Here is a 25,348-nt window from a genome sequence, read left to right as displayed (position 1 = left end):
GCAATGCACTCAGCGAGTCAAAAAGATGTGCTCGCGGCAATGGATTGACCTGACCAGTTAATTTTCCAGAATGGTATTAGAGCAAACCAGTCAGCAATGGCTGGTTTTTGCTACTTGGTATTTACTCCACCGCTTGTAGAGGACGTCGTCTACTTACTTGCGAGGGGCTGGGCTAGTACCATCAGAAATAGGCTTAGATTACTGGGTGGTGCGTAAACGCATCACTTGTAACGATAAAATGCTTATTGAGGAGCTCAGTCAGGTGAATTTCATATTCTTCATTACGGTGATTTCCAAGTAGCTGAGCAATCTCCTGACCGACAGGAGAAAAGCGGTAATATAGCAAGCTTAAGCCATTTTGGGCAGGCTGGATTTGATACTCATTCCCCTGATAATGAAAAGGCAGGGGCGTACCATTCTGGAGTTTTCCCGACTCTAATTCAGTGTTTAATATCAGCCCCAAACCCATTAGCTCCAGCAAATGTGAATACGGTAACTGGTAGTGTCCCAGATTGAGCCTGTCGATGGATGGCTGCTTAAGAAGGAAACCTGTACGATACTTCAGACCTGTTAGCAGCTTTTTGCTGCTATCTTGGCCGAAATGGCAGGCTAACAAGCAGGCTCGCCGAAATAATTGAGCGTCACGCTGCGTCATCTGCTGGAAGGTTATCATCGCTTTTAGTGAAATAGAGCCAGGGGTAATAATTTCTTGACGAAGGATACGGCTCCATAGCTTCTGCATTGAGGGGCTGTAAATATCCTGGGCGATGGTAATGAAATGATGGATCCAGTCAGGATCAGGCTCTCCTGCTGTTTCATCTGAGCAGCTGTCATAACAAAGCCTGAAGATACGCTCTAAATTCTGTTGCTGCCGCTGTCGTATGTTTTGTTGGCGATTTTCACTGCGTTCTTGTAGCGTTTTATCGTGATCTTCGTCGATCTGAGCATTCACGTCATTATGACGAGCTATGGATTGAACCCGAAAGCGGCTACTTTTTATTGCATTCTTTGAATGACTTTTCTTATCTGTTACCGGTACTACATGGCTTGGCTCATTACTGGCCTGACTTTCGGTTTGCATACAAGTTTCACTCTCAACAGTTATACCTATAGTTTTTACATTTGATCGTTATCTTTGGCAAGAGGCGTGACTTTTGTGTTAATAGATGGTTAAATTTGTGGGTCGCCCGGCGTGATGAAGCTGTGCTATCAAGGAGGGGCTGATGACGAAAAAATTCAGTAAGCGATTAACAGAAGTGTTATTACTACTTGGGTATGTCGTGATTTTGGCTTACCTTGCTGCGCATGTGTAAGATAAGCCAAAAGTCAGTAAGGCTACTTATCCGGCATCGTCGTATTCTTCAATCAGCGAGCCGTGGAGCAGGTAACCGGTTTCTGCAAGCTCGTGCTCTATGGTTTGCACATTTAACTTTCCTACCACATATACAACATCCCAGAGTTGCTGAACGGGTGCGCCTTTAGGAAACTTCACATAGATGATTTGGTTCGGTGGTGGAGGCGGTACGTGGATGCAGGCACCAAAATAAGGTACGAGTAAAAACTCGGTAATGGTGTTTTCATCGCCTTCCAGAGGAATGACAAAACCGGGAATTTTCACCAGACTTCCGTCCAGTTCAGTTCGAACTGATCCTATCTGTTGCTGAATAGCCGTTTGATCACCTTGATGATTCGTAACAGGCATGCCTTGCTGATTAAACAGGTTTCTTTCTTTCTCGGGTATTAAATCTAACCAATCCAGCGTGAGTGGTTCCTGGGCTGCAACTGTCAGAGGGAACCAGCAGCATAAAGCAAACAACCAGTATTTCATGTGATCTCCTTAAATGCGAATGGTCATGCCATCGGCTAATGAAAAATGGTATGCACGAAGTGCCGGAATCAGGCTAGTGAGCATGCCTGCCGATAAAATAAGGGCCATCAGAATCCACTCGTAAATGCTCGGTGGACTGAAAGGTAAGAAGAGGCCGAAAGTTTCAAGCAACCAGTCATGGCAGAGCCAAAGGCTGCTATACAGTAACCCCATTCCGGTAACGATCCCTGTTAATGTCAGTACGCTTGCTTCCAGAAAGAGCAACCCTGCTATCCAGCCCGGTCTTGCTCCTGTTGCACGTAAAATAGCCATTTCGCGTCGTCTTTCATTCAGGCTGGTCAGCAAACTGGATAACATGCCAAGTAAGCCAGCTATGACAACGAAAACAGACACAACCATCAGTGCCTGCTCCGCAACTGACATCATTCCCCACAGTTCGTGAAGGGCGACTCCTGGCATAATGGCGCTTAAGGGCTCATCTGGGAAATTATTGATGAAGCGCTGCAGTGCGAAAGTATGAATTTTCGAGTTAAGTCCCACCAGAACAGCAGTGATCTGTTTCGGTTCGAAATATTGTTGATCCAGTGCTCCGATTTGGGAGGCATTTGTCAGGCGGGTTCCGGTCCCCCATCCCACATGAATGGCTTCTATGGCACCTAGCGACACATGTACACTACGATCGACCGGGGTGCCGGTTGGCGCCAGTATACCTGTCACCACGAAGGGCAGGTTATCGTGGCGAGTAAAAGCTTTATCACTGATCCCATGCGCAATGATTATCTTGTCACCGAGTTGATACCCCAGTTTTCGCGCAACCTCAGATCCGATCACTGTCTCAAACAGGCCGTGAAACATTTCACCTTGACTAAAAGACAGTGGCTGCTTGCTGCCATAACGATAATGGCGGAAATAATCTTGATTGGTGCCGATAACACGAAAGCCTTGATGAGAGTCCCCCAGTGAAATGGGGATTGTCCATTTCACATTTTTCTGTTCGCTTAGTGTCTGGTAGGTTTTCCAGTCAATATTATTGGTGGCATTACCAATTCGAAAAATGGAATAGAGCAGCAGATTGACCTGCCCTGAGCGTGCGCCAACAATCAGGTCTGTGTCTGAAATGGTTTGTGCAAAACTGGCTTTGGTCTGAGTACGGACTTTTTCTACACCGAGCAGCAAGGTGGTGGAAATGGCGACGGTGAGAATAGTCAGTAACGCTGTGGCCCTGCGGTTAAGCAGGCTTTGCCATGCAAGGAGTATCATGGTTTTCAAGATCTGTCCCCCGGCTTATGCATATTCATATCGGTAAGATCCAGCACACGGTCAAAATCTGTCGTTAGTGTCGGATCATGACTGACAAAAAGCAGACTGGTATTGGCTTGCCGGCACTCTTCCATGAGCAATCGGATGAAGTGATTACGGTTTTCATGATCCAGTGCCGATGTCGGTTCATCCGCTATAAGCAGGGCTGGCTGGCCAATCAAAGCACGGGCGGCGGCAACACGCTGTTGTTGCCCGATACTGAGCTGTGTGACAGGGCGGTCCAGACACTCGGCAGGTAATTGCAGCGCTTGCAGCAAACGGCGCGCTTCCTGGGTCGGATGCTGAGTCGCCTGCCTGCGGCGTGCTGAAAAATGACAGGGTAGTAATACATTGTCCAGAACGGATAAATAGGGAAGCAAATTAAACTGCTGGAATATATAGCCAATATGATCAGCGCGTTGACGATCCCTTTTCGAAGAAGACAGATTGCTGAAAGGCTGATCCAGCAAGTGAATGGAACCTTGTTGTGGCTTGTGTATCCCCGCCATGACACTGAGCAGAGTGGATTTCCCGCTGCCACTGGGCCCTTTAAGAAAGACTTTCTCCCCTTTTGCCAGAGAAAATGCCGGAATGTTAAGGGTGTCGGTGTCTTGATCTGGCCAGCGAAAACGTATTTTTTCCAAAGACATGACAGTCATGATTGTCTCCGATGCAAGGGAGCCTGCAGACTCCCTGGCTGTGAGCTAACTTAAAAACGAAATACAGGTTGAGCAGCATTCAGGGTTGCGGCTTTTTGGCCCTTATCGCTGATTGCTTGAACCTGGATGTTTTCAGTGGCGGGAAAATGTGAGAACCAGTTCAGTGTCAGCTGCCCTAGCTCTTGAATCTGCTCGCAACGATAAACTGACTGGACACTGAATTCGGCGTGGCCATGATGGTCCTCATGCTCATGCTCATGCTCATGCTCATGCTCATGCTCATGCTCGTCATGACCTTCATGTTCATCATCAGAATGTGACGGTAATGTGTGAGTGATATGACTGGCTTGCAGTGAGCATCTGGCCTCCGCCGGCAGAGCTAACAGCGAGGCGGGTTGCTTGAGTTGCTGCAGCGCGGTGCTCAGGGCTTGTTGCTCAGCCTCTGTATGGGGTGCATGTTCAAAACCAAGAACATCAGATGCCGGTGCTGTGATTTCCAATAAGAGATCGTTCCCATCCTGAGCAATGTTCAGTTCAACCTGACCGTGCACATGTGCATCATGCTGGGTGTTGGCCCAAGAGGGCAAAGAGCAGACAGCTGTAGACGCCAGCAGCCAGGAAGCAGCACGTAAGTTGTGAGTATGCATGTAAAACTCCAATAATAAGAATAATGTTGAGGGCTAAATTGCCGGATTATTGGACGTTGACGGGGGGATCTCTGGCTGTCGGAAACGGGCTCAGCCAGTCGGCATGCCAGAGGCTGATAATGCTGTGCTGTATGGGGATCGCAGAATCTGGCAGTAAGCTAGGGGTTGCCGTCGGTAATCCTGCAGGAAATGCGTGGCAGTATGGGCATGGATGTTCTGAGTGTACCGCTGGATTCAGTGCGTTGAAATCGTGCAGGATCTGGATGGGGCTGGCCAGAATGAACAAGCCGAAGACCAATGCCAAAATGCCTTTATGCCATGCCTTATCGACCCGGATATGCACTTCCCTGTTCCTGCCATACGTAAAAGAGGGTGTAATGATATATTATTACACCCTTGCTCGGAAGGCAGATTACAGCAAAGACTGAATTTTTGACATTGCCTGATCAATGTCACTGCGGCTTAACTCGCCTTCTTTCACAAACACCACTTTGCCTGCTGGATCCAGCACGATAATGGCAGAGCTTTCTTCTTTCAGCTCCCAGCGGGAACGAACCTGACCGTTAGCATCAAGGACAATAGATGACCAGGCAAATTCCTTTTTACTGTCTTCAGCTGAAGACTTAACGAAACTGCCGGTCCCCCAAATTGCATCATCCTGATTGATGATGGTAGTGGTCTGGTACTTATCATTGGGCAGGTTGGCGGACTTGATGGTTTCAATAAAAGGGGCATTGAGCGCTTTGGCTGAGCTTCGTCCGGCAATGGCTTGAATCACCCTGACTTTACCGCTCAGCTGGCTGGTTTGCCAAGGCTGATAGACAATGTCGTTGCCTTGCAGAATCAGCTCACCTTTATCAGCAACGCTGGTGCTGGGTAAAGGCTGACCGACTGTCAGATTATGGGCATGAGCCGGTAACGTGAGTGCGGGTAACAATGCGCAAAGTGATAGCAGTGACTTCATGGTCATGAATGTTATTCCTTGTTTATGGTTGTGCTGCCTTATAGTAGTTGAGTTTTCAATAACTGGTAGAACCAGTTTGTTATCCTTGAAGCGTATCACTGTTTTCATCTGTCAGTTGCCAGAAATGTGAGGAGTGAAATACCGCCCTGGCAAAGAAATTGGGCAGATTGAAGCGTCATGTCCTAAAGTTGGGCGAGTCAGTCGCGTCGCATTAAGAACAATAAAATACAACTGGCAGGCGTTTTGCATATTTTTGACACAAACGAGGCAACTTTTTTGTCTATTAAGGGTCACAAGTTCTGTGTGTTGAGGGATATTATGCTGAAAATATTTAAACAATATCGTCCAAACCAGATTGCACGTTATGTGAAAAGCTACTTTCGGGGCCGGTTGTTCATCGTAGGTATCGGGGCTTTCGAGTTTGACTGCGGACGGTTACTCCCCCCTGCCAGTCGCAATAAAAAAGCATTGAACGTGTTGTCGGAAGTGAACAAAGAAATTCAGGTACTGGCAGCCGCCAGTTATAGCAGCTAGCGCCAGGGCTGACCTGACGCTGGCTGAGAAATTTACTGAGGAGGCATGCAAACACCGGTTCCGCCCAGGCCGCAGTAGCCCTGCGGATTCTTCTCCAGATACTGCTGGTGGTAATCTTCTGCGTAGTAAAATGCAGCGGCAGGTAAGATTTCAGTGGTGATAGTGGCAACTCGCTGATCTGCCTGCAGGGCCGACTGGTATTTTTCCTTGCTGCTTTCTGCCTGAGCCTGTTGCTCCTGGCTGGTGGTGTAAATAACAGAGCGATACTGGGTACCAATGTCGTTACCCTGACGCATGCCCTGTGTTGGGTCATGGCTTTCCCAAAACTGAGCAAGCAGCTTGTCCAGTGTGGTTTGTGTCGGATCGAAAATTACGCGGACCACTTCAGTATGTCCCGTTTGTCCGGTACAGACTTCCTGGTAGGTCGGATTGGGGGTAAAGCCGCCACTGTAGCCTACTGCTGTGTTGATGACACCAGGCTGTTTCCAGAACAGGCGTTCCGCGCCCCAGAAACATCCCATCCCCAGCACGATTTCTTCCATACCATCAGGTACAGCAGCATCTATTCGGGTGCCAAAGATGGCGTGAATTTCAGAGGGGATCACTGGTGTTGAACGGCCTGGCAGGGCTGCTTCCGGAGAGATTATCTGCTGTTTATCCATCACACTGTTTTCCTAATTGCACTGTTAATAAGCCTGAAAGTAGAGGATTCACGACTGACAATCAATAGGAGAGTGACTCTGCTCATGTGCAGACCGGCTTTGACATGGTGATTTTCTTTCGTGCGTAAAGGTTGGCACTTCGCTCAGCTCTTGTCACAATAAAGTATGCGCGTAATCTAATAACATTCTAATAAGTGAAGACAAATAAGAATGATAATCTTGTTTCGGCGCTGCTTGTTAGCAGTCGTCGCTTTAGTGGTAACAATGCCAGCTTTGGCAGAGACAGAACTTACCATTGTCGGGCTGAAAGGCAGTCTGAAGAAAAATGTGGATATTTATATTGCTGCCATTGCTAAGGAAGATTACAGCACGTCTTTAAGGTTCAAAGGCCAGGTTGAAAAAGAAATCCGTACCGCACTGAAAGCACTGGGGCGCTATCAGCCTGATATCGTTTTTAGTGTTGAAGAAGACGGCGAGGACAGCACCCTGACTGTCACGGTTGATGCCGGCCCGAGTACCAAAATTGCCAGAAGTGATATTCAGATCAAGGGTGAAGCCGCTGATGATCTGGATTTCTTTGTTCTCAAACGCGACAGCGATTTAGAACTGGGCAGAACCCTTAACCACGGCAAGTACGATTCGTTCAAATCCAGCCTGGAAAGCCTGGCGCTGCGCAAAGGCTATTTTGATGCCGAGCTGAAAATCAGCCGGCTGGAAGTGGCACCCGGCCGTAATCAGGCTTTTATTCATATCGAATTTGATTCCGGCAAACGTTATAAGTACGGCGATATCTTCATCACCGGCAGCCAGATCAATGAAGCGAAAGTTCGTTCGTTAGCGCCGTTTGATGAAGGTGACTATTATCTGGTCTCACAAGTGGGGGAGTTTAATCAGCGCCTGTCGACCGTGGGCTGGTTCTCTTCCATTTTCGTCGGCGGGGATGTGAGCGATCTGGAAGGGGATGTGGTGCCTATTCAGGTTAACCTCAGGCCGGAAGTGAGAAATAAAATCGAAACTGGTATCGGCTATTCGACCGATGTCGGTGCGCGTTTGAAATTCAACTGGCGTAAACCCTGGATAAACAGTGAAGGTCATAGTCTGGATGTCCGCACCGAGATCTCTAAAGTGCAGCCGAAAGTTGAAGCGACCTATAAAATTCCGCTCGAAAATGTGCTGGATGATTACTACCAGTTAATCGGGGCGATTCGCTATGTGGACAACCACGACACTATCAGTACCGAGTACCATCTTGGCGTTGAACGTCACTGGAACTTTGATCAGGTCTGGAACGGGGTGGCCTCTGTGCGTTTGCTATACGAGGACTACAATCAGGGCGCTTTTGAGACAGGCTCCGCCTTTATGGTTATTCCCGGCGTCAGCATTGACCGCACCCGGTTGCGCGGTGGCAGCTGGCCGACCTGGGGAGACAAGCAACTGCTGAAACTGGAATATTCCGACCCCGCCCTGGGTTCTGATACCCGCCTGGCAAAGCTGCGCGGACGCAGTGCCTGGATTCGCACCTTTGCTGACGATCACCGGGGGCTGGCCCGTCTGGACGCCGGGGCTATCTGGGCGGAAAGGATAGAAGACATTCCGCCGTCCATGCGTTTTTTCATTGGTGGGGATAACAGCTTGCGTGGCTACAGCTACGAGTCCATTTCTCCCCGTGACAGCGAAGGTCAGCAAATTGGTGGTGAGTTTATGCTGGCGTCTACGCTGGAATATCAGTACCGGCTGACTGGCAACTGGTGGGGAGCTCTGTTCTACGATTACGGCTCGTCCTGGACAGATAACCCGGACTGGCAGGCAGGAGCCGGTGTGGGCATACGCTGGGCGTCGCCGGTTGGCCCGATACGGCTCGACTTCGCCTGGGGGCTGGATAAACCTGACGATCGTTTCCAAATACACTTCGTGCTGGGGCCTGAATTATGATCTGGCTGAAAAGATTGACCATTGGCCTGCTGACGTTCGTATTACTGTTAACACTGGCGCTTTGGGCCCTGTTATATACTCATGTTGGCGTCAGAATTGCTTTATGGGGAGCCCAGAAGGCCGTACCTGCACTCACAGTGCAAGACAGCACCGGCGCCCTGCTGAAAGGATTTACACTCAGTGGTGTTCGCTACAAGGATGATTTGCTGGCGCTCAATAGCGACAGCCTCACCCTGGCTATCAATGATGATTGTCTGCCGATTCCGGCACTTTGCGTGCGAGAGCTGAGCCTGAGTGGCTTGACATTCTCTATGCCCGATTTACCGCCAGGCTCGCCGGAGGAAGAAGAACCGGGTGAGCCACTGACAGAAATCGCGTTGCCTGTCCCTGTTCGGTTGGATCGTTTGACGCTGAATGACATCGATCTGAATATTCTGGGTAATAAAGTGCGCTGGCAGCGTTTCAGCTCAGCTGCCCAGATGCAGGGCGGCCACTTGACCCTGAAACCCACAGACTGGGAAGGCATAGTGCTGAACCTGGCACCACCGGCTGAGAAAGAGATTCAGGAGCAGACTGAAGAACAGGCAGAAGATGTCGCAGAAGCCTATACCCAGGAAAAGCGTGAGCGCATAGTGCTGCCTGAGGTGGTGTTGCCGCTGAAAGTTACAGTGGAGCGCTTTACCGTGAAAGACTTTTTGCTGGAAAGTGCAACGCCGCAGAAAGTGAATGAACTGGAGTTGATCGCAGAAGCAGAAAAAAGCACGGTAACACTGACCCGCTTGTTTGTTGATGTACCGCAAGCCACACTTGATGCCGAAGGGAAAGCTGAATTAAGTGGTGAGTACCCGCTGACATTGAAAGCCAAATCTGACATTGCGCTGGAGCCGGTGCAGGGACACCATATCAATCTGTCGGCGTCAGGGTCATTGCAGCATTTGGTGCTGGATATTGCACTGAGTGGAAAACTGGATGCCAAGGTGACGGGAAAACTGTCTCCGCTGGATGCCGACCTTCCTTTTGACTTCAAGGTGGTAAGTAGTCACTTACAGTGGCCGCTTGATGACAAGCCTGATTTTGTTGCCAAAGAGACGGCCATCAATGCAAAAGGGGACTTAGACAGCTTTAGGTTTGACGCCGCAACCAAGGCGGACGGCGAGCCTATGCCGGCCGTCGATGTCAGCCTGAAGGGAACAGGCTCTCTGGCTGATGTTGTCCTGGAAAGTCTGACCGTCAATAGCCTGGGTGGTCAGGTTACGGGCAACGCTCAGGCGAGCTGGGCCAAAACCGTGAGCTGGCAGGGCAACCTTTCCTTTAGCGATATTCAACCTGGACTGGAATGGCCCGAAGTGGAAGGTAAGCTGAGTGGTAAGCTCAGTACCTCAGGCGGATTAACGGCGGCAGGTGGCTGGTTTGTCAAATTGCCCGAACTGAATGTGGATGGTGAAGTAATAGGTCAGCCTTTCACTCTGGCAGGCCAGCTTGATGCCCAGGATGTGAGCGGCAAAGGGGATCTGGAGCTGGTGACGCAAGGTCTGGTGCTGAAGCACGGGCCGAATGGGCTGAATGCGACAGGGAGCCTGAAGCAAACCTGGGATCTGTCTGCATTGGTCAATGCCCCCGACCTTGCGCAGTCTGTGCCCGGTTTACGTGGCAGGGTCAATGGCGATGTGCGATTAAGCGGCACGCTGGCCGAGCCAACAATCGATCTGAACTTAGTGGGACAGGCATTGGGCTGGCAAGATCTGGCACAGCTAAAAAGCCTGAACCTGAGCGGCCGGGTGACGCCACTTCCTGCCCTGACGGCAGATATTACGCTGAGTGCCAGAGAAGGCAGTTACCAGGATGCGGCCAAGCTGGAAGCCTTGGATATTACTTTTCAGGGAACCGAAGCCCAGCACACACTGCGGGTGGACCTGAGTGGTGAACCTGTCAGTACCGCTCTGGCGCTGCAAGGCAGCCTGGACAGACAGCAAGGTTGGCAGGGGATGCTGCAACGCGGCAACCTCGAAACCCCTGTTGGCCCGTGGCGCTTGAATCAACCCACGGCGCTGGCATACAACTTGAGAAAGCAGAGTGTCTCTGTCGCACCGCATTGCTGGCAGCAACAAGACGCCTCTGTGTGTCTGACTCAGCCGTTGGATGCTGGCGCGAGTGGCCAGGCGAGCCTGGCCATCAATAAACTCGGTTTTTCCATCCTGCAGCCATTCCTGCCACCTGAGGTAAAACTGGACGGTGAAGCCAATGCGACAGTTAACGCCGGCTGGTCACCGCAACAAGCGCCTGTTTTGCAGGCTCAGGTAACCTTGCCTGCTGGCGGATTCAGACAACAGGCGGCGGCAGATCAGCCACCGCTGGCGCTTGGCTGGGATAAAATCACCCTCAATGCGGATATGCGCAATGACGTGCTCACGGCAGACTGGCTGGTGGCCGTTAAAGATAACGGAGATTTGTCAGGCAATGCCCGCATTACCCAGTTATCAGGTGAACAGCAGATAGATGCCAAAGTAAAACTGGATACGTTCCGGCTGGATTTTCTGCAACCACTGGTCGCTGATTACGATATTTTTAAAGGTCGGGTGGACACAGATTTGCATTTAACCGGGCCGATTATGCAGCCCCAGGTTAACGGCGTATTCAAAGTTACCGAGCTGAAAGCGATTGGCAGAAAAGTCCCGCTGGATCTTGAACGAGGCGAGATCGTCGCCACGTTCAGTGGCTATAGCGCCATACTGCGCGGCAAGCTGGATACCCCGGATGGGCGTCTGGTGCTGCAAGGCGATGCGAACTGGGCCGATATGGCTAACTGGAGTACCAATCTGAAGGTGAACGGGCGTGAGCTTGAAGTGAACGTACCGCCTATGATTGCCATGAAGGTGTCGCCTAATCTGAAGATCAGTGCAGCACCCCAGGTGGCTGAAATCAGCGGCACAGTCTCAATTCCATGGGGCAGGATCACAGTAGACCGTCTGCCGGAATCTGCGGTACAGGTTTCCGATGATGAAATCCTGCTGACCGATGATCTCAAGCCGGTGGATACTGGCAACAAGGTGCCTTTTGCCATCAAAACCAATGTGATGGTGAAGATTGGCCCGGATGTGCGTTTATCGGCCTTCGGTTTGGATGCCGGGCTGTCAGGGAATCTGAAAGTCAACCAGCAGGACAAAGCCCCGTTAGTCTATGGTGAAATTAGAGTCGACGACGGGACGTACCGGGCCTTTGGTCAGGAGCTGGTGATTCGTAAAGGCCAGATAACCTTCAATGGGCCAGCGGATCAGCCTTACCTGTCGGTGGAAGCAATTCGGAATCCGAACAACATTGAAGACGATGTGACAGCCGGTATCCGGGTTACTGGCCCGGCCGATGAGCCCAAGGTGGATATTTTCTCTGATCCGGCTATGCCGCAACAGAATGCGCTGTCATACGTATTACGCGGTCGGGATCTCGACAGCGAATCGCCGGAAGGGGGCGGTGCAATGACCACGGCGCTGATCAGCATGGGGCTGTCACGCAGCAGCCAGCTGGTCGGCAATGTCGGCGAGGCATTCGGTATTCAGGATTTGGCGCTGGATACGGCGGGTGCCGGCGATGACTCTCAGGTCACTATTAGCGGTTATGTCTATCCTGGACTACAGGTTAAATACGGCGTGGGTATCTTTAGCCCTATCGGTGAGTTTACCGTCAGGTACAAGCTGTTGCAGGATTTGTATATCGAAGCGGTATCGGGGCTCGACAGTGCCGTCGATTTACTGTATCAGTTTGAGTTTAACTAATAAGGATGTTGCTAGCTGTGCACACACGGGTTTTTGTTTACGGCAGTTTGCGTCGCGGCCAGTCTAATCATGGGTTGCTGTGTCGGGCCCATTATCTGGGAGAGTGCCAGCTTGCAGGTTATGCCATGTATGATCTCGGCCCTTACCCTGCCGCGATACAACAGCCAGGGGCTGAGGGTATGCTGTTTGGCGAAGTGTATGACGTGGATGCCGACACTTTCCGCGAACTCGATATTCTGGAAGGGCTGGGAGAAGAATACTGCCGCGAGCAAGTGGAGACACCGTTCGGACTGGCCTGGATCTACCTCTACCTGCAGCCGCTTGACCGTGCTTTGCTGATCCCGCGGGGAGACTGGTCGAGCTGGCCTTCACTGTGATGGCTTCGCCCACAAAAAAACGCTCCCTCGGGAGCGTTTTTCACTGGATAACAATCACGCCGGATTATTTTTCCTGAGCGCGCTTGTAAGATTCCAGGATTTCAGCTTTAGCGGCTTCAACGTCAGCCCAGCCGTCTACCTTCACCCACTTGCCAGATTCCAGCTCTTTGTAGCGTTCGAAGAAATGAGTGATTTGCGCTTTCAGCAGCTCTGGCAGATCGTTCACATCTTTAATGTGATCGTATTCTTTGGTCAGCTTGCTGTGCGGTACAGCAACCACTTTCGCATCTTCACCTGACTCATCAGTCATCTTCAGAACGCCAACCGGACGACAGCGGATCACGGCACCAGGGTGCAGCGGATACGGCGTCGGAACCAGAACGTCAACCGGGTCACCGTCCAGAGACAGGGTGTGGTTAACATAACCATAGTTGCATGGGTAGAACATAGGCGCAGACATGAAACGGTCTACGAATACCGCGCCAGAGTCTTTATCGACTTCGTATTTGATTGGATCAGCGTTTGCCGGGATTTCGATGACAACGTAGATGTCTTCTGGCAGTTCTTTACCTGCAGGGACGTTGTTCAGGCTCATGATGAATTCCTTAATAGTTTCAGATGATTTTGTCGCCGGGAATTATAACCAGTCGCTGTGAAAAAAACAGCTTCTAACACCAAGAGGGAGAGATGCGGGGTCAGACAGGAAAAATGCCCGGTGCTGAGACCGGGCATAGCAACGGGATTACTCGGCGTCCGGGAAGGCTTCCAGGAAGCTTTCCACTTTGCGAACCATCTTGGTTGAGCCGACAAAGAAAGGCACGCGCTGGTGCAGTTCAGTCGGTTTGATTTCCATGATGCGATTTTTACCGTCAGAGGCAATACCGCCCGCCTGCTCGATCAAAAATGCCATCGGGTTGCACTCGTATAACAGGCGCAGCTTACCGTTAGGGTGGGTCGCTGTGCTTGGATACAAATAAATGCCGCCTTTCAGCAAGTTGCGGTGGAAGTCGGCGACCAGTGAACCAATATAGCGCGAGGTGTAAGGGCGGTTATCTTCCGGCTCGTTTTCCTGGCAAAACTTGATGTATTTTTTCACGCCTTGCGGGAAGCGGAAATAGTTACCTTCATTGATGGAGTAGATTTGGCCATCATCCGGGATCGTCATATTTTCGTGCGACAGGCAAAATACCCCCAGTGACGGATCATAGGTGAAACCATGAACGCCATTGCCTGTGGTGTACACCAGCATGGTGGATGAACCATAAATGATGTAACCCGCCGCCACTTGTTTGTCACCAGGCTGCAGGAAGTCTTCAATCTCAGCCGGGCCGCCAACCGGAGTTACGCGGCGGTAAATGGAGAAAATCGTCCCGACGGAAACGTTTACGTCAATATTCGAAGAACCATCCAGTGGGTCCATCAATACCACGTACTTTGCTTCGCGGTTCAGTTCTTTATTGAATACTACGAGTTCATCTTCTTCTTCACTGGCCACACCGCAGACCTGACCACGGGCTTCCAGTGCAGCTTTGAATTTCTCGTTGGCATACACATCAAGTTTCTTTTGGGCTTCACCTTGGACATTCTCGCTGCCAACGTCACCAATGATATCAACCAAGCCTGCTTTGTTGATTTCACGGTTTACGATTTTGGCCGCCAGTTTAATGGAACCCAATAGAGAAGACAGTTCACCGCTGGCATGGGGGAAGTCATGCTGATTCTCGACAATGAACTCGCCAAGGGTTCTAATATCGGACATATACAATCCTTGCATCGTGTTGTCATGGGGGGATAAATATTCGGTACAATGCCTCTTTTCGGGCAATTGAACTGTACCCTTGGCCATTGGCCAGTTATTGTTTGATGCAATTGTATCTAAAGATCTTTTTTATGGTAACGAAGTAACACTGAAGCGTGGTCGTGACCAATATTTATTTTGTGAGCTGACAGTTATGCATATCCATATTCTCGGAATCTGCGGCACTTTTATGGGCGGAGCCGCCATGCTGGCACAGCAGCTTGGCCATAGAGTGACCGGCAGTGATGCCAATGTATATCCGCCGATGAGCACAATGCTGGAGTCACAAGGCATTGAAATTATTCAGGGATATGATCCTTCGCAGCTAGAGCCAGCACCGGATTTGGTGGTGATTGGCAATGCCATGAGCCGGGGCAACCCATGCGTTGAGTATGTGCTGAATAAAAACCTGCGTTATACCTCAGGCCCGCAATGGTTACAGGAATTTTTGTTACATGACCGCTGGGTACTGGCGGTGGCGGGTACCCATGGTAAGACCACGACAGCCAGCATGCTGACCTGGATCCTGGAAGACTGTGGTTACCAGCCCGGTTTTCTGGTGGGTGGTGTGCTGGGAAACTTCGGTGTTTCCGCACGTTTAGGCGAGAGTTGTTTCTTTGTTGTTGAGGCGGACGAATACGACAGTGCTTTTTTCGATAAGCGTTCTAAGTTTGTTCATTATCGACCACGTACCTTGTTAATGAACAATCTGGAGTTCGATCACGCAGATATTTTTTCGGATCTGGCCGCCATTCAGCGCCAGTTTCATCATTTAGTCCGTACTGTGCCGGGGGAAGGTAAGATTCTGGCTCCACACGGCGTGCCTGCCATTGATGAAACGCTGGCGATGGGCTGCTGGAGCGAGCTGGAATACAGCGGTGAAAACGGTGACTGGCAAGCGAAAAAGCACAAGCCGGACGGCAGTGAATTTGATGTGATTTTTGCCGGTAAAACCGTGGGCACTGTGCGCTGGGATCTGATAGGGGATCACAACGTCAGCAACGCCCTGATGGCGATCGCCGCTGCGCGGCATGTCGGCGTGATCCCTGAGCTGGCTTGCGAGGCGCTGGCGCGTTTTGTCAATACCAAGCGCCGGCTGGAGCTGAAAGGTGAGCAGAATGGCATTAAAGTGTATGACGATTTCGCCCATCACCCGACAGCCGTGGAACTGACTCTGGGCGGATTACGTGCCAAGGTGGGGGATTCGCGCATTCTGGCGGTATTGGAGCCGCGCTCAAACACCATGAAACTGGGTGTGCATAAAACCGATTTGGCCCCAGCACTGTCAGCAGCGGATGCAGTTTTCCTGTTTCAGCCGGACACGATTCCCTGGTCGGTACAGGACATCGCTGATCTTTGCCCGCAGCCGTCGGTGTGCGACGCCGACATTGATGCTTTAGTCGGACACATAGTGGCTGCCGCCCGTCCCGGCGATACTATCCTGGTGATGAGCAATGGTGGCTTCGGCGGTATTCATAACAAGCTGCTTGCCGCGCTGGCACGGGGAGACCAATATGCAGGATAAGCGCATTACACTGGCCTGGACAGGGGCATCCGGTGCACCTTACGGGCTGCGTTTGCTGGAGTGCCTGCTCGCGGCCGATTACCAGGTTTACCTGCTGATATCCTCAGCGGCCAGAGTGGTTCTGGCTACCGAGCATGGCCTGAAACTGCCTGCAGGCCCCGAAGCGGCACAGGCGGTACTGACAGAGCACCTGAATTACCAGGGCGATAAACTGACGGTCTGCGGAAAAGAAGACTGGTTTTCTCCGGTGGCGTCCGGCTCTGCCGCGCCGAAAAAAATGGTGGTCTGCCCGTGTTCTGCGGGTACTCTGGCCTCGGTAGCTCACGGCCTGTCGGATAATCTGCTGGAACGCGCCGCGGATGTGGTGCTGAAAGAGCGCGGTCAGCTGCTGATGGTGGTCAGGGAAACCCCGTTTTCTTCCCTGCATCTGGAAAATATGCTTAAGCTCTCCAACCTGGGAGCAACCATCATGCCGGCCGCCCCCGGCTTTTATCATCAGCCGAAGTCTATCGACGATCTGGTCGATTTCATGGTGGCGCGCATATTGGATCATCTTGGCGTCGGGCAAGGACTGGTTCCGCGCTGGGGCTATGATCATCGCCCGTCCTGAATCATAACCCTTCTGGTTTGATGATCAGGATATTGCCGGGCGCATTTTCCACCACTTTGGCCGCCACTGAACCCAGTACCAGTTTATCTATCGTGGAGCGCTGGTGGCTGGGCATAATGATCAGATCCGCTTTTACCTGGCGGGCATGATCAACTATGGTGGACCAGATTTTTCCTTCCGACACGGTTTCAATATGACGGACATCGGCGGGAATATGTTGTTCGGCGAAGTGTTTCAGGTTCTGCTGGGTGTCCTGCAGCATTTTGCGCGCGGCATCTTTGGGGAAATAGTTAGACACCATTGCGAGATGAATGCCCGGCAGAACGTTGAGTAAGTGAATAACAGCGTCTGACTGGCGGGCATGCCAGACGGCAAGCTCAACCGCTTTGTCACCAAAGCCTTCCTCGTTGAGATCGACAGGCACCAGAATGTGGGTGTACATAGCATCCTCTCTGTCAGGCAGCCACAGGCCGGTGTTGGCACCTGTGGCTGAATTTCTGTGCTGACTAGAGTTTAGCCTTGTTCCGCATTTTTGTGTGTTTCACCTTTGACGGCAGCGTCACGTTTGGCTTTTCGCCGCTGATTCCAGCCCAGTAAAGCCAGCAGAGCCAGCGTTGGTACGAAGACCCACTCTTTCATTGGTCTGGCCGCCGGCAGGCTGACAGTGACAATCTCCCAGCCAAAATCAATACCCGCCTGCTCGGCCGGGCTGCCAAACTCAACCAATTCAACCATCATTTTCTCGCCTTCCTGCTTGAGCATCAGTCCGGTCGAGGCAATTTTCTCATTCGGATCGACAGCCTGCTTATCAAACGGCAGCAGTACATGCTTGGTCACTTGATCGCCCATCAAATCCATCCCTGTCGCCTGGACTTCCAGCGGCTCACCAATGGCCAGTTTATCGGCGGCATCGACAATCAGGCTTCCCGGCATTTCGTGTTTGGGCGGATAGACCATGTCCCACCAGAAACCGGGGCGGAACAGCGAGAAAGTGATCAACAGCAGCAGGATGGACTCCCACCATTTGACTTTGGTGAACCACCATCCCTGGGTCGCCGAAGAGAAGGTGAGCATGGCAATGACAGCGGACGCTACGGTCAGGAACAGGTGCCACCAGGTATCAATGTCCATCAGCAAGAGCTGGGTATTGAAAATGAACATGAAGGGCAGGATGGCGGTGCGGATATCATAGGTGAAACCCTGAATACCGGTACGGATAGGATCGCTTTTCGCAATCGCGGCGGCCGCAAATGCAGCCAGACCGACCGGCGGGGTATCATCAGCCAGAATACCGAAATAGAACACGAACAGATGTACGGCCAGCAGCGGAATGATCAGGCCGTTTTCAGCCCCCAGGGTGACAATAACCGGTGCCATCAGGGTCGACACCACTATGTAGTTCGCCGTGGTTGGCAGCCCCATACCGAGGATCAGGCTGATCACGGCGGTAAACAGCAGCATTAGCATAATGTTGCCGCCTGAGATGAATTCGACGAAGTCGGTCATCACCAGGCCTACGCCCGTCAGTGTCACCACGCCCACGATAATACCGGCGGCGGCAGTGGCGACACCGATACCTATCATATTACGCCCGCCGGTGACCAGACTTTCCAGCAGATCGTGCCAGCCTTGTTGACCTGCTTCTGTCAGCGTCTGCTCTTTGGTAAAGATAGCCATGAGCGGACGCTGGGTCAGCAGGATGAAAATCATAAACACCGTTGCCCAGAAAGCTGATAAGCCTGGCGAGAAACGCTCAACGGTCAGACACCAGACCAGCACAACGATGGGCAGCAGGAAGTACAAACCGGATTTCACTGTCGGGCCGGGATCCGGTACTTCGGTTAGTGCCTGATCAGGATCTTCCAGCAGATGATCCTGATAGTTGGCCGCCAGACGAACCAGAGCGACATAAGCAATCAGGATCACAACCGCTATGATAGGTGTGGCAGCAGCGCCAAACACGTCTTTGGTCCAGCCGATGCCGTAATACACTATGGCACTGAGCACCATCAGGCCGACTATGGTACCAACAAAAGAGGTCAGTTTTTGCGCCAGCGTGGGCTGATAATGACGGGGCAGACCTGTCATACCGGCTTTACATGCTTCCAAATGGACGATGTAAAGCAGGGCAATATAAGAGATCAGGGCCGGCAGAATAGCAGCCTTAATTACTTCGACATAAGAGACGCCGACATACTCCACCATCAAAAATGCCGCTGCACCCATGATGGGCGGCGTGAGCTGGCCGTTGGTTGAGGCCGCAACCTCAACAGCCCCGGCTTTGTAGCCAGGGAAGCCCACCCGTTTCATCAGCGGAATAGTAAAGGTGCCCGTGGTGACCACGTTAGCAATGGACGAGCCGGATACCAGGCCAGACAAGCCGGATGCGACCACGGCCGCTTTTGCCGGACCGCCGCGCATATGACCAAGTAACGAAAAGGCAACTTTGATGAAATAGGCGCCAGCACCCGCCCGTTCGAGCATCGAGCCGAACAGCACAAACAGGAAAACAAAGGCGGTAGAGACACCCAGTGCAACCCCGAAGACGCCTTCAGTGGTCAGCCACAAGTGCGACATGGCTTTATTAAGGCTGGCACCTTTGTGCGCAATGACATCCGGCATGTAAGGGCCGGCGAAGGTATACAGCAGGAAAACAGAGGCGACCACCATCAGTGGAGGGCCCAGTGCCCGTCGCGTTGCCTCAAGAAGCAACAGCATCCCTAGCACAGATATGACGACATCCAGCGTGGTTGGCGCGCCGGAACGCCCGGATAAGACTTCGTAAAACAGGTAGATATAGGCGGCAGAAAAACTCGCCAGCAGCGCCAGGATCCAATCTTGCAGTGGAATGTGATCCCTGGGTGAACCCTTTAGGGCAGGGAAGGCAGTAAAGGCCAAAAAAGTGGCAAATGCCAAATGGATAGAACGTGCTTCGGTATCGTTGAAGATGCCGACATTAAATATAAAAGGGAGCGGAGAGGCATACCAAAGCTGGAACAATGACCAGCAAAGTGCGGCAACCCACAGAACTTGTCCCTGCACCCCTTTGGGGCTGCGTGCGCCGGTATCCGCCTGTGCCACCATGTTCTGGACATCGTCATGGTTGGTTTTTGTCATGCTACTTCCTTATTTCAGGAGCGATCCGTTATTAACTGTTTGAGGTTTCAGTTTTTATTGTAGTCTGGCTAATTGATCTGACAGGGGACATTTTTGTGCTCTGACAGACAAAAAGTGCACCGTCAAGACGGTGCACTTTGCAGGATGAACAGCTGTTGGCTTATTTGATCAAACCCACTTCTTTGTAGTATTTCTCTGCGCCCGGATGTAATGGGATGGAAATACCGGCTTTGATCATGTCTTCTTTCTTCAGGTTGGCGAAGCTTGGGTGCAGGCGAGTGAAAACATGGAAGTTCTCAAACACGGCTTTGACCAGCGCATACACCGCATCATCCGATACTTTGGTTGAAGAAACTAACGTCGCGGCAACACCAAAGCTGTTGACGTCGCTGTCGGTACCACGGTACATGCCGCCCGGTACGGTCGATTTTGCATAGTAAGGATTGTCGGCCACCAGTTTGTCGATAGCAGCACCTGTAGCCGGAATCAGTTTGGCATCACAAGAAGTGGTTGCTTCTTTGATTGAACCGTTCGGATGGCCAACTACGTAAACAAAGGCGTCGATCTTGTTATCACACAAGGCCTGAGAGCGCTCAGAGCCCTTCAGCTCGGCCGCCAGTTTGAAGTCATCTTTACTCCAGCCCATGGTAGTCATCACTACTTCCATGGTGGCACGGTCACCAGAGCCCGGGTTACCAATATTGACGCGTTTGCCTTTCAGATCATCCAGGTTATTAATGCCTGAATCTGTACGGGCAATAATGTTGAACGGTTCTGTGTGCAGTGAGAAAACAGCACGCATTTCTTTATACGGACCTAACTCTTTAAACTCACTGGTACCGTTATAGCCGTGATATTGCCAGTCAGACTGCACCACGCCGAAATCCAGTTCACCGGCTCGCATAGTGTTCACGTTGTATACAGACCCGCCGGTTGATTCGACAGAGCAGCGAATGCCATTGGTTTTACGATCGTTGTTCACCAGCTTACAGATAGCACCGCCGGTAGGATAATACACACCGGTGACAGAACCTGTACCAATAGTGATGAACTCTTCCGCTTGCGCCAATCCTGAGGCAAGAACGGTGGCAGATAATGCGCTGACTTTTAACAGTTTTGTAAACGCCATTGTGATCCCTTCCTGTTGTGTTATTTCTTATCAGTGCTGCAGGTACACGGCCCGCAATGCTTTAAACAAATCAAAGAGATAATAGCAAACGATCGGCGTATTATTGAAATAATGTAAAAACCTTTTTGTGAAAAAGTAATGATATTGCGACAACTGACCATATTTCAGAGCATAACTATCCACTGTAAAGCAGGGTAACCAAGCGGGAAAAGACGGGGCGGGAAAGGGGGGAAGAAGCACGCCCTCTCAGGGTAAACGGAGAGGGCGTTGCCTGAAGATTGACTTACTTACTGTAATCAAACAGCGAGCAGACAGAGTCGAAGAGCTCTTCAGCGGTTGTGGTCAGGGTTGGTGTGATGAAAATCGTGTCATCCCCCGCTACAACACCCAAGATACCTTCGGCGCGGCCCAGTGAGTCAAGCAAACGGGCGATCACTTGCGCCGCGCCCGGACCAGTGTGAATCACGACCATGGCATGGTTATAACCCACTTCCATGACCAGTTCTTTCAACGGACTGCTGATGGTCGGTACGCCCAGCTCTACGGGCAGGCAATACACCATTTCCATTTTAGCGTTGCGGGTACGTACCGCGCCGAATTTGGTCAGCATCCGTGACACTTTCGACTGGTTAATGTTATCGAAGCCCTGCGCTTTCAAGGCATCGACTATCTCACCTTGAGAGCTGAATTTTTCTTCCTTGAGTATGGATTTGAATGCTTTTATCAAGCGTTCTTGTTTATCAGAACTACGCATAAGTAAATTTCATGTACAGGGAGAGGGTCCATATTTTGTCACAACCTGTTAGTAGGTAGCAAACAATGTTCATTCGAACTTGGAACTAGGTTACTGTTAATAGCTTAGCCGACTGCATAACTATTAAATAAATCCACTATTGAGACAGTTTTTGTCTTTTTCGGTGGAAGAAAAAACAATCCTGGCCCCTGCGCAACTTCGCAAAGCTGAGGGGGCATGATTGTTTTTCTTTTAGGCTTGCTATACCGTCTTGGTGCCCGAGAAACTGAGAGACATTAGTAAGGGTTTGAAACATTGGGTATACGGCCTGAATTCTATCTGAAGGGGTCTGTCTGATGAACCCTGACTTCTATCGTAAAGGAGAACGAAAATGAAAGTTGCTGTTATTGGTGCGGCTGGTGGTATCGGCCAGGCTTTGGCTCTGCTACTGAAGAATGAACTGCCTGCCGGCTCTGACCTGGCACTTTATGATATTGCCCCTGTTACCCCTGGTGTTGCTGCTGACCTGAGCCACATCCCAACTCCTGTTTCTATCAAAGGTTATGCTGGTGAAGATCCAACCCCTGCACTTGAAGGTGCGGATGTGGTGCTGATTTCTGCTGGCGTTGCCCGTAAACCAGGGATGGACCGTGCGGATCTGTTCAACGTCAATGCTGGTATTGTGAAATCACTGGCTGAAAAAATTGCGGTTGTCTGTCCAAATGCCTGTATCGGTATCATCACTAACCCGGTTAACACGACTGTGGCTATCGCAGCAGACGTTCTGAAAAAAGCCGGCGTCTATGACAAGCGCAAGCTGTTCGGTGTGACTACGCTGGATATCATCCGTTCAGAAACCTTTGTTGGTGAGCTGAAAGGCCTGAACCCGCGTGACGTGAATGTGCCTGTCATCGGCGGCCACTCAGGCGTGACTATCCTGCCTCTGCTGTCTCAGGTTGAAGGTGTTGAGTTCACTGAAGAAGAAGTGAAAGCACTGACTCCTCGCATCCAGAACGCGGGTACGGAAGTGGTTGAAGCCAAAGCGGGCGGCGGTTCTGCCACTCTGTCTATGGGTCAGGCGGCTTGCCGTTTTGGTCTGGCACTGGTGCGTGCCATGCAGGGTGAGCAAAATGTGGTTGAATGCGCTTACGTGGAAGGCAACGGCAAGCACGCTCGCTTCTTTGCTCAGCCAGTTCGTCTGGGTAAAGACGGCGTGGAAGAAGTGCTGGATTACGGCAGCCTGAGCGCGTTCGAGCAGAATGCCTTGGACAGCATGCTGGACACCCTGAAAGGCGATATCGCTCTGGGTGAAGAGTTCGCGGCGAAATAAGCCGGTATCCGACACCAGGCCGTCATGGCCTGACGACAATGAACAAAGCGGCCCTCCGGCCGCTTTGTTGTTTCTGGCATTGGCATATAAGGGAGATTGCTCAGTAATAGTCGCCGCAGCCGCTGTGCAGCTGAGGCTCGTCGGTCAGTTCACTGCACGGGATATGGATCCTTTTATGATCCTTCAGATTCTCGATCAATGCAGTGTCATGATCCGGATCTATCTCGATCACTTCAGCGATCCCTTGCGGGTATTCTACCCACATTCCTTTTTTCAGTTGATTGGCTTGCATGCGTCACCTCCGTCTTGGGAAGAAACGGTCAGGGCACAGGTATCCCTTTACCTTGTATAACTATAGCGTAAAGAGAATTTGAGCTCAGTGCAGAGCCATTCCGTGAGTGAAAATCGTGTCGAACAGCTTGGCTGCCGGGGCTGTGTAGCAAGAGAGTGCAACAAAAAACGGCCTGGACAGGAGTCAGGCCGTTTTCGCTGAAGGGGCGGGTTTATTTGGTGCGATTGACCGACAGCCGGGCGACCGCGATCAGCGCATCTTTATACTCGCTTTCGGCCAGTACCGACAGGGCGGCAATGGCTTTGTCTGCTTCTTCTTCAGCGCGTTGCTGAGTGTAAGCCAGAGAGCCGTGCTCTTCCATACAGGCCAGAATCGGTTGCAGTTTATCCAGCCCGTTGCCTTGCTCTATCGCGGCGCGAATCATGGCGGTTTGCTCTGGGTTACCGTGGTGCATGGCGTGAAGCAGCGGCAGGGTGGGTTTGCCTTCCGCCAGATCATCCCCCACGTTTTTGCCCATCTCCTCGCCATCGGCGTTGTAATCAAGCACATCGTCAATCAGCTGGAAGGCGGTCCCAAGATAACGGCCATAGTCTTGCAGCGCTTGCTCTACCGATTCTGGCGCATCTGAAAGAATGGCTGCCACCTGGGTTGCCGCTTCAAACAGTCGCGCCGTTTTGGAGTAGATCACCTGCATATAGCTGGCTTCGGTAGTGTCAGGATCATTGCAGTTCATTAACTGCTGGACTTCACCTTCGGCGATCACATTGGTTGCTTCGCTCATGATGTCCAGGATCTTCAGGGATCTCAGGCTGGTCATCATCTGGAAGGAGCGGGTGTAGATATAATCACCGACCAGTACGCTGGCCGCATTGCCGAATGCGGCATTGGCTGTTGCTTTCCCGCGCCGCATATCAGATTCGTCCACCACATCGTCATGGAGCAAAGTGGCGGTGTGAATAAATTCGATAAATGCCGCAGCGGTGATGTGTTTTTCACCCTGGTAACCAAGAGCCCGGGCGGCCAGAATTGCCAGAATGGGGCGCAAACGCTTGCCACCGCTGCTGACAATGTAAAATCCCAGTTGGTTGATCAGGGCGACGTCTGAAGTGAGTTGGGCCTGAATCTTTGCGTCAACCGCCGCCATGTCGTCAGCGGTGAGTGCTTGGATAGCTTTGAAATCCATGATACATCCAGCAAAATTGTTAGCCGTATCGGCGCAATCAAAATAAGAATTATGCACGCATACTACACTAAAATCTTCCCGGCTTCCTAACCTACATTGCAGCTATTTAGGCGACTTTTTCTGTTGAGCAGCTTTTCACCAATTTTCTTTAGCCAACGGCTTGCCATGTTCGGCGTTTTCCAGTAATATTCGCGCCCTATTGATGACAAGATTAAGCGCATACCCATTGCCCAATTTTGCCGTGGCAAATGGCCTATGCGGATAAGCGGAGTAAGACATGTACGCTGTTTTCCAAAGTGGTGGTAAGCAACACCGAGTAAGCGAAGGCCAAACCTTACGCTTGGAAAAACTGGACGTTGAAACTGGTGCGAACGTTGAATTTGACAAAGTTCTGCTGGTTGCTAACGGTGAAGAAGTAACAGTTGGTGCACCATTCGTTGCGGGTGGTAAAGTGACTGCTGAAGTTGTTACGCACGGTCGCGGCGATAAAGTAAAAATCGTTAAGTTCCGTCGTCGTAAGCATTCTCGTAAGCAAATGGGCCACCGTCAGTGGTTCACTGAAGTCAAAATTACTGGCATCAGCGCTTAATAATAGGAGAGTTTAGAGATGGCACACAAAAAAGCTGGCGGTTCTACTCGTAACGGCCGTGACTCAGAAAGTAAACGCCTAGGTGTTAAGCGTTTCGGTGGCGAATCTGTACTGGCAGGTAACATCATCGTTCGTCAACGTGGCACTAAGTTCCACGCTGGTAACAACGTAGGTTTGGGTAAAGACCACACTCTGTTCGCTCTGACTGATGGCAAAGTGAAATTCGAAGTGAAAGGTCCTAAAAACCGTAAATTCGTTTCTATCGAATCTGCTGAATAAATTCAGTTTCGTTAAGAACGTGAAAGCCCTGCCTATTGGCGGGGCTTTTTGTTATGGCACAGGACAATATCAGTTTGAGTGCCTGCGGGTG

At 51.3% G+C, this 25,348-nt stretch carries 25 protein-coding genes; 9 read left to right on the top strand and 16 right to left on the bottom strand.

Annotated features, from left to right (window positions below; all coding sequences use genetic code 11):
* Nucleotides 1-193: 193 nt before the first annotated feature.
* The 7 genes from Q4491_RS16925 to Q4491_RS16895 all read right to left on the bottom strand — a co-directional run bounded on the left by Q4491_RS16925 (nucleotide 194) and on the right by Q4491_RS16895 (nucleotide 5,403).
* Nucleotides 194-1,081: a TIGR03899 family protein gene (locus Q4491_RS16925; RefSeq protein WP_303459178.1), complete on the bottom strand. Its 888-nt coding sequence runs from the start codon at nucleotides 1,079-1,081 to the stop codon at nucleotides 194-196.
* A 258-nt stretch (nucleotides 1,082-1,339) separates the two neighbouring features.
* Nucleotides 1,340-1,828 carry a DUF3299 domain-containing protein gene (locus tag Q4491_RS16920; protein WP_303459175.1) on the bottom strand — a complete coding sequence of 163 codons (489 nt, stop codon included), beginning with the start codon at nucleotides 1,826-1,828 and terminating at the stop codon, nucleotides 1,340-1,342.
* Nucleotides 1,829-1,837: 9 nt separating this feature from the next.
* Nucleotides 1,838-3,097 (bottom strand): ABC transporter permease, encoded by a 1,260-nt coding sequence (locus Q4491_RS16915; RefSeq protein ID WP_303459174.1) that lies wholly within the window; start codon nucleotides 3,095-3,097, stop codon nucleotides 1,838-1,840.
* A complete protein-coding gene (locus Q4491_RS16910; RefSeq protein ID WP_237793724.1) occupies nucleotides 3,094-3,786 on the bottom strand; it encodes an ABC transporter ATP-binding protein in 693 nt (230 codons plus the stop codon). The genes Q4491_RS16915 and Q4491_RS16910 overlap by 4 nt, the downstream gene beginning before the upstream one ends.
* Before the next feature lie 50 nt (nucleotides 3,787-3,836).
* The gene (locus Q4491_RS16905) at nucleotides 3,837-4,433 is read right to left on the bottom strand and encodes a DUF2796 domain-containing protein (RefSeq protein WP_303459171.1); all 597 of its coding nucleotides are present in this window, start codon (nucleotides 4,431-4,433) and stop codon (nucleotides 3,837-3,839) included.
* A gap of 46 nt (nucleotides 4,434-4,479) precedes the next feature.
* On the bottom strand, nucleotides 4,480-4,776 hold the full coding sequence (locus Q4491_RS16900) for a hypothetical protein (protein ID WP_192015394.1): 297 nt from the start codon (nucleotides 4,774-4,776) through the stop codon (nucleotides 4,480-4,482).
* Between the two features lie 69 nt (nucleotides 4,777-4,845).
* The gene (locus Q4491_RS16895) at nucleotides 4,846-5,403 is read right to left on the bottom strand and encodes a YtfJ family protein (RefSeq protein ID WP_192015395.1); all 558 of its coding nucleotides are present in this window, start codon (nucleotides 5,401-5,403) and stop codon (nucleotides 4,846-4,848) included.
* A 312-nt stretch (nucleotides 5,404-5,715) separates the two neighbouring features.
* Here Q4491_RS16895 and Q4491_RS16890 point away from each other — a divergent pair, with 312 nt between their 5' ends.
* On the top strand, nucleotides 5,716-5,931 hold the full coding sequence (locus Q4491_RS16890) for a DUF1107 domain-containing protein (RefSeq protein WP_192015396.1): 216 nt from the start codon (nucleotides 5,716-5,718) through the stop codon (nucleotides 5,929-5,931).
* 32 nt (nucleotides 5,932-5,963) lie between these two features.
* Here Q4491_RS16890 and msrA read toward each other — a convergent pair whose 3' ends face one another.
* Nucleotides 5,964-6,596, bottom strand: a complete 633-nt coding sequence (gene msrA / locus Q4491_RS16885) for a peptide-methionine (S)-S-oxide reductase MsrA (protein WP_218383589.1) — start codon at nucleotides 6,594-6,596, stop codon at nucleotides 5,964-5,966.
* Between the two features lie 261 nt (nucleotides 6,597-6,857).
* On the opposite strand from msrA, the gene Q4491_RS16880 reads away from it, so the two are divergent.
* The 3 genes from Q4491_RS16880 to Q4491_RS16870 are packed head-to-tail and all read left to right on the top strand — an operon-like array spanning nucleotide 6,858 to nucleotide 12,672.
* Nucleotides 6,858-8,525: an autotransporter assembly complex family protein gene (locus Q4491_RS16880; RefSeq protein ID WP_225445128.1), complete on the top strand. Its 1,668-nt coding sequence runs from the start codon at nucleotides 6,858-6,860 to the stop codon at nucleotides 8,523-8,525.
* Nucleotides 8,522-12,295 carry a translocation/assembly module TamB domain-containing protein gene (locus Q4491_RS16875; protein ID WP_303459166.1) on the top strand — a complete coding sequence of 1,258 codons (3,774 nt, stop codon included), beginning with the start codon at nucleotides 8,522-8,524 and terminating at the stop codon, nucleotides 12,293-12,295. The genes Q4491_RS16880 and Q4491_RS16875 overlap by 4 nt, the downstream gene beginning before the upstream one ends.
* A gap of 17 nt (nucleotides 12,296-12,312) precedes the next feature.
* Nucleotides 12,313-12,672: a gamma-glutamylcyclotransferase gene (locus Q4491_RS16870; protein WP_303459165.1), complete on the top strand. Its 360-nt coding sequence runs from the start codon at nucleotides 12,313-12,315 to the stop codon at nucleotides 12,670-12,672.
* A gap of 64 nt (nucleotides 12,673-12,736) precedes the next feature.
* On the opposite strand, the gene ppa is transcribed toward Q4491_RS16870, so the two are convergent.
* Both ppa and fbp read right to left on the bottom strand, forming a co-directional pair.
* Nucleotides 12,737-13,267, bottom strand: coding sequence for an inorganic diphosphatase (gene ppa, locus Q4491_RS16865; protein ID WP_027251823.1), 531 nt, complete (start codon nucleotides 13,265-13,267; stop codon nucleotides 12,737-12,739).
* A gap of 147 nt (nucleotides 13,268-13,414) precedes the next feature.
* Nucleotides 13,415-14,431 carry a class 1 fructose-bisphosphatase gene (fbp, locus tag Q4491_RS16860; protein ID WP_192015401.1) on the bottom strand — a complete coding sequence of 339 codons (1,017 nt, stop codon included), beginning with the start codon at nucleotides 14,429-14,431 and terminating at the stop codon, nucleotides 13,415-13,417.
* Nucleotides 14,432-14,624: 193 nt separating this feature from the next.
* Between fbp and mpl the strand changes: the two genes are divergently transcribed.
* A complete protein-coding gene (gene mpl / locus Q4491_RS16855; protein ID WP_218383584.1) occupies nucleotides 14,625-15,995 on the top strand; it encodes a UDP-N-acetylmuramate:L-alanyl-gamma-D-glutamyl-meso-diaminopimelate ligase in 1,371 nt (456 codons plus the stop codon).
* Nucleotides 15,985-16,605, top strand: coding sequence for a flavin prenyltransferase UbiX (locus tag Q4491_RS16850; RefSeq protein WP_192015403.1), 621 nt, complete (start codon nucleotides 15,985-15,987; stop codon nucleotides 16,603-16,605). The genes mpl and Q4491_RS16850 overlap by 11 nt, the downstream gene beginning before the upstream one ends.
* 1 nt (nucleotide 16,606) lies before the next feature.
* On the opposite strand, the gene Q4491_RS16845 is transcribed toward Q4491_RS16850, so the two are convergent.
* The 4 genes from Q4491_RS16845 to argR form a co-directional block, all read right to left on the bottom strand.
* Nucleotides 16,607-17,047 carry a universal stress protein gene (locus Q4491_RS16845; RefSeq protein WP_192015404.1) on the bottom strand — a complete coding sequence of 147 codons (441 nt, stop codon included), beginning with the start codon at nucleotides 17,045-17,047 and terminating at the stop codon, nucleotides 16,607-16,609.
* Nucleotides 17,048-17,118: 71 nt separating this feature from the next.
* Entirely contained in the window at nucleotides 17,119-19,722 is a 2,604-nt protein-coding gene (locus tag Q4491_RS16840; RefSeq protein WP_303459161.1) for a TRAP transporter permease, read from the bottom strand.
* A 160-nt stretch (nucleotides 19,723-19,882) separates the two neighbouring features.
* Nucleotides 19,883-20,851 carry a TAXI family TRAP transporter solute-binding subunit gene (locus Q4491_RS16835; protein ID WP_192015406.1) on the bottom strand — a complete coding sequence of 323 codons (969 nt, stop codon included), beginning with the start codon at nucleotides 20,849-20,851 and terminating at the stop codon, nucleotides 19,883-19,885.
* A gap of 283 nt (nucleotides 20,852-21,134) precedes the next feature.
* The gene (argR, locus tag Q4491_RS16830; RefSeq protein ID WP_027251817.1) at nucleotides 21,135-21,605 is read right to left on the bottom strand and encodes a transcriptional regulator ArgR; all 471 of its coding nucleotides are present in this window, start codon (nucleotides 21,603-21,605) and stop codon (nucleotides 21,135-21,137) included.
* A gap of 370 nt (nucleotides 21,606-21,975) precedes the next feature.
* On the opposite strand from argR, the gene mdh reads away from it, so the two are divergent.
* Nucleotides 21,976-22,914, top strand: coding sequence for a malate dehydrogenase (mdh, locus tag Q4491_RS16825; RefSeq protein WP_192015407.1), 939 nt, complete (start codon nucleotides 21,976-21,978; stop codon nucleotides 22,912-22,914).
* Nucleotides 22,915-23,014: 100 nt separating this feature from the next.
* Here the strand turns inward: mdh and Q4491_RS16820 are convergent, their stop codons facing one another.
* Nucleotides 23,015-23,206, bottom strand: coding sequence for a hypothetical protein (locus Q4491_RS16820; RefSeq protein ID WP_218383580.1), 192 nt, complete (start codon nucleotides 23,204-23,206; stop codon nucleotides 23,015-23,017).
* 211 nt (nucleotides 23,207-23,417) lie between these two features.
* The gene (gene ispB / locus Q4491_RS16815; RefSeq protein WP_192015409.1) at nucleotides 23,418-24,389 is read right to left on the bottom strand and encodes an octaprenyl diphosphate synthase; all 972 of its coding nucleotides are present in this window, start codon (nucleotides 24,387-24,389) and stop codon (nucleotides 23,418-23,420) included.
* 277 nt (nucleotides 24,390-24,666) lie between these two features.
* Between ispB and rplU the strand changes: the two genes are divergently transcribed.
* On the top strand, nucleotides 24,667-24,978 hold the full coding sequence (gene rplU / locus Q4491_RS16810; protein WP_027251813.1) for a 50S ribosomal protein L21: 312 nt from the start codon (nucleotides 24,667-24,669) through the stop codon (nucleotides 24,976-24,978).
* A gap of 18 nt (nucleotides 24,979-24,996) precedes the next feature.
* The gene (gene rpmA / locus Q4491_RS16805; protein ID WP_027251812.1) at nucleotides 24,997-25,257 is read left to right on the top strand and encodes a 50S ribosomal protein L27; all 261 of its coding nucleotides are present in this window, start codon (nucleotides 24,997-24,999) and stop codon (nucleotides 25,255-25,257) included.
* Nucleotides 25,258-25,348: the final 91 nt, after the last annotated feature.

The organism is Photobacterium sp. 2_MG-2023 (assembly GCF_030547675.1).
Classification (GTDB): Bacteria; Pseudomonadota; Gammaproteobacteria; order Enterobacterales; family Vibrionaceae; genus Photobacterium; species Photobacterium arenosum.
The sequence above is the reverse complement of the archived record's forward strand: the minus strand, read 5'-3'. Positions and strand labels throughout refer to the sequence as shown.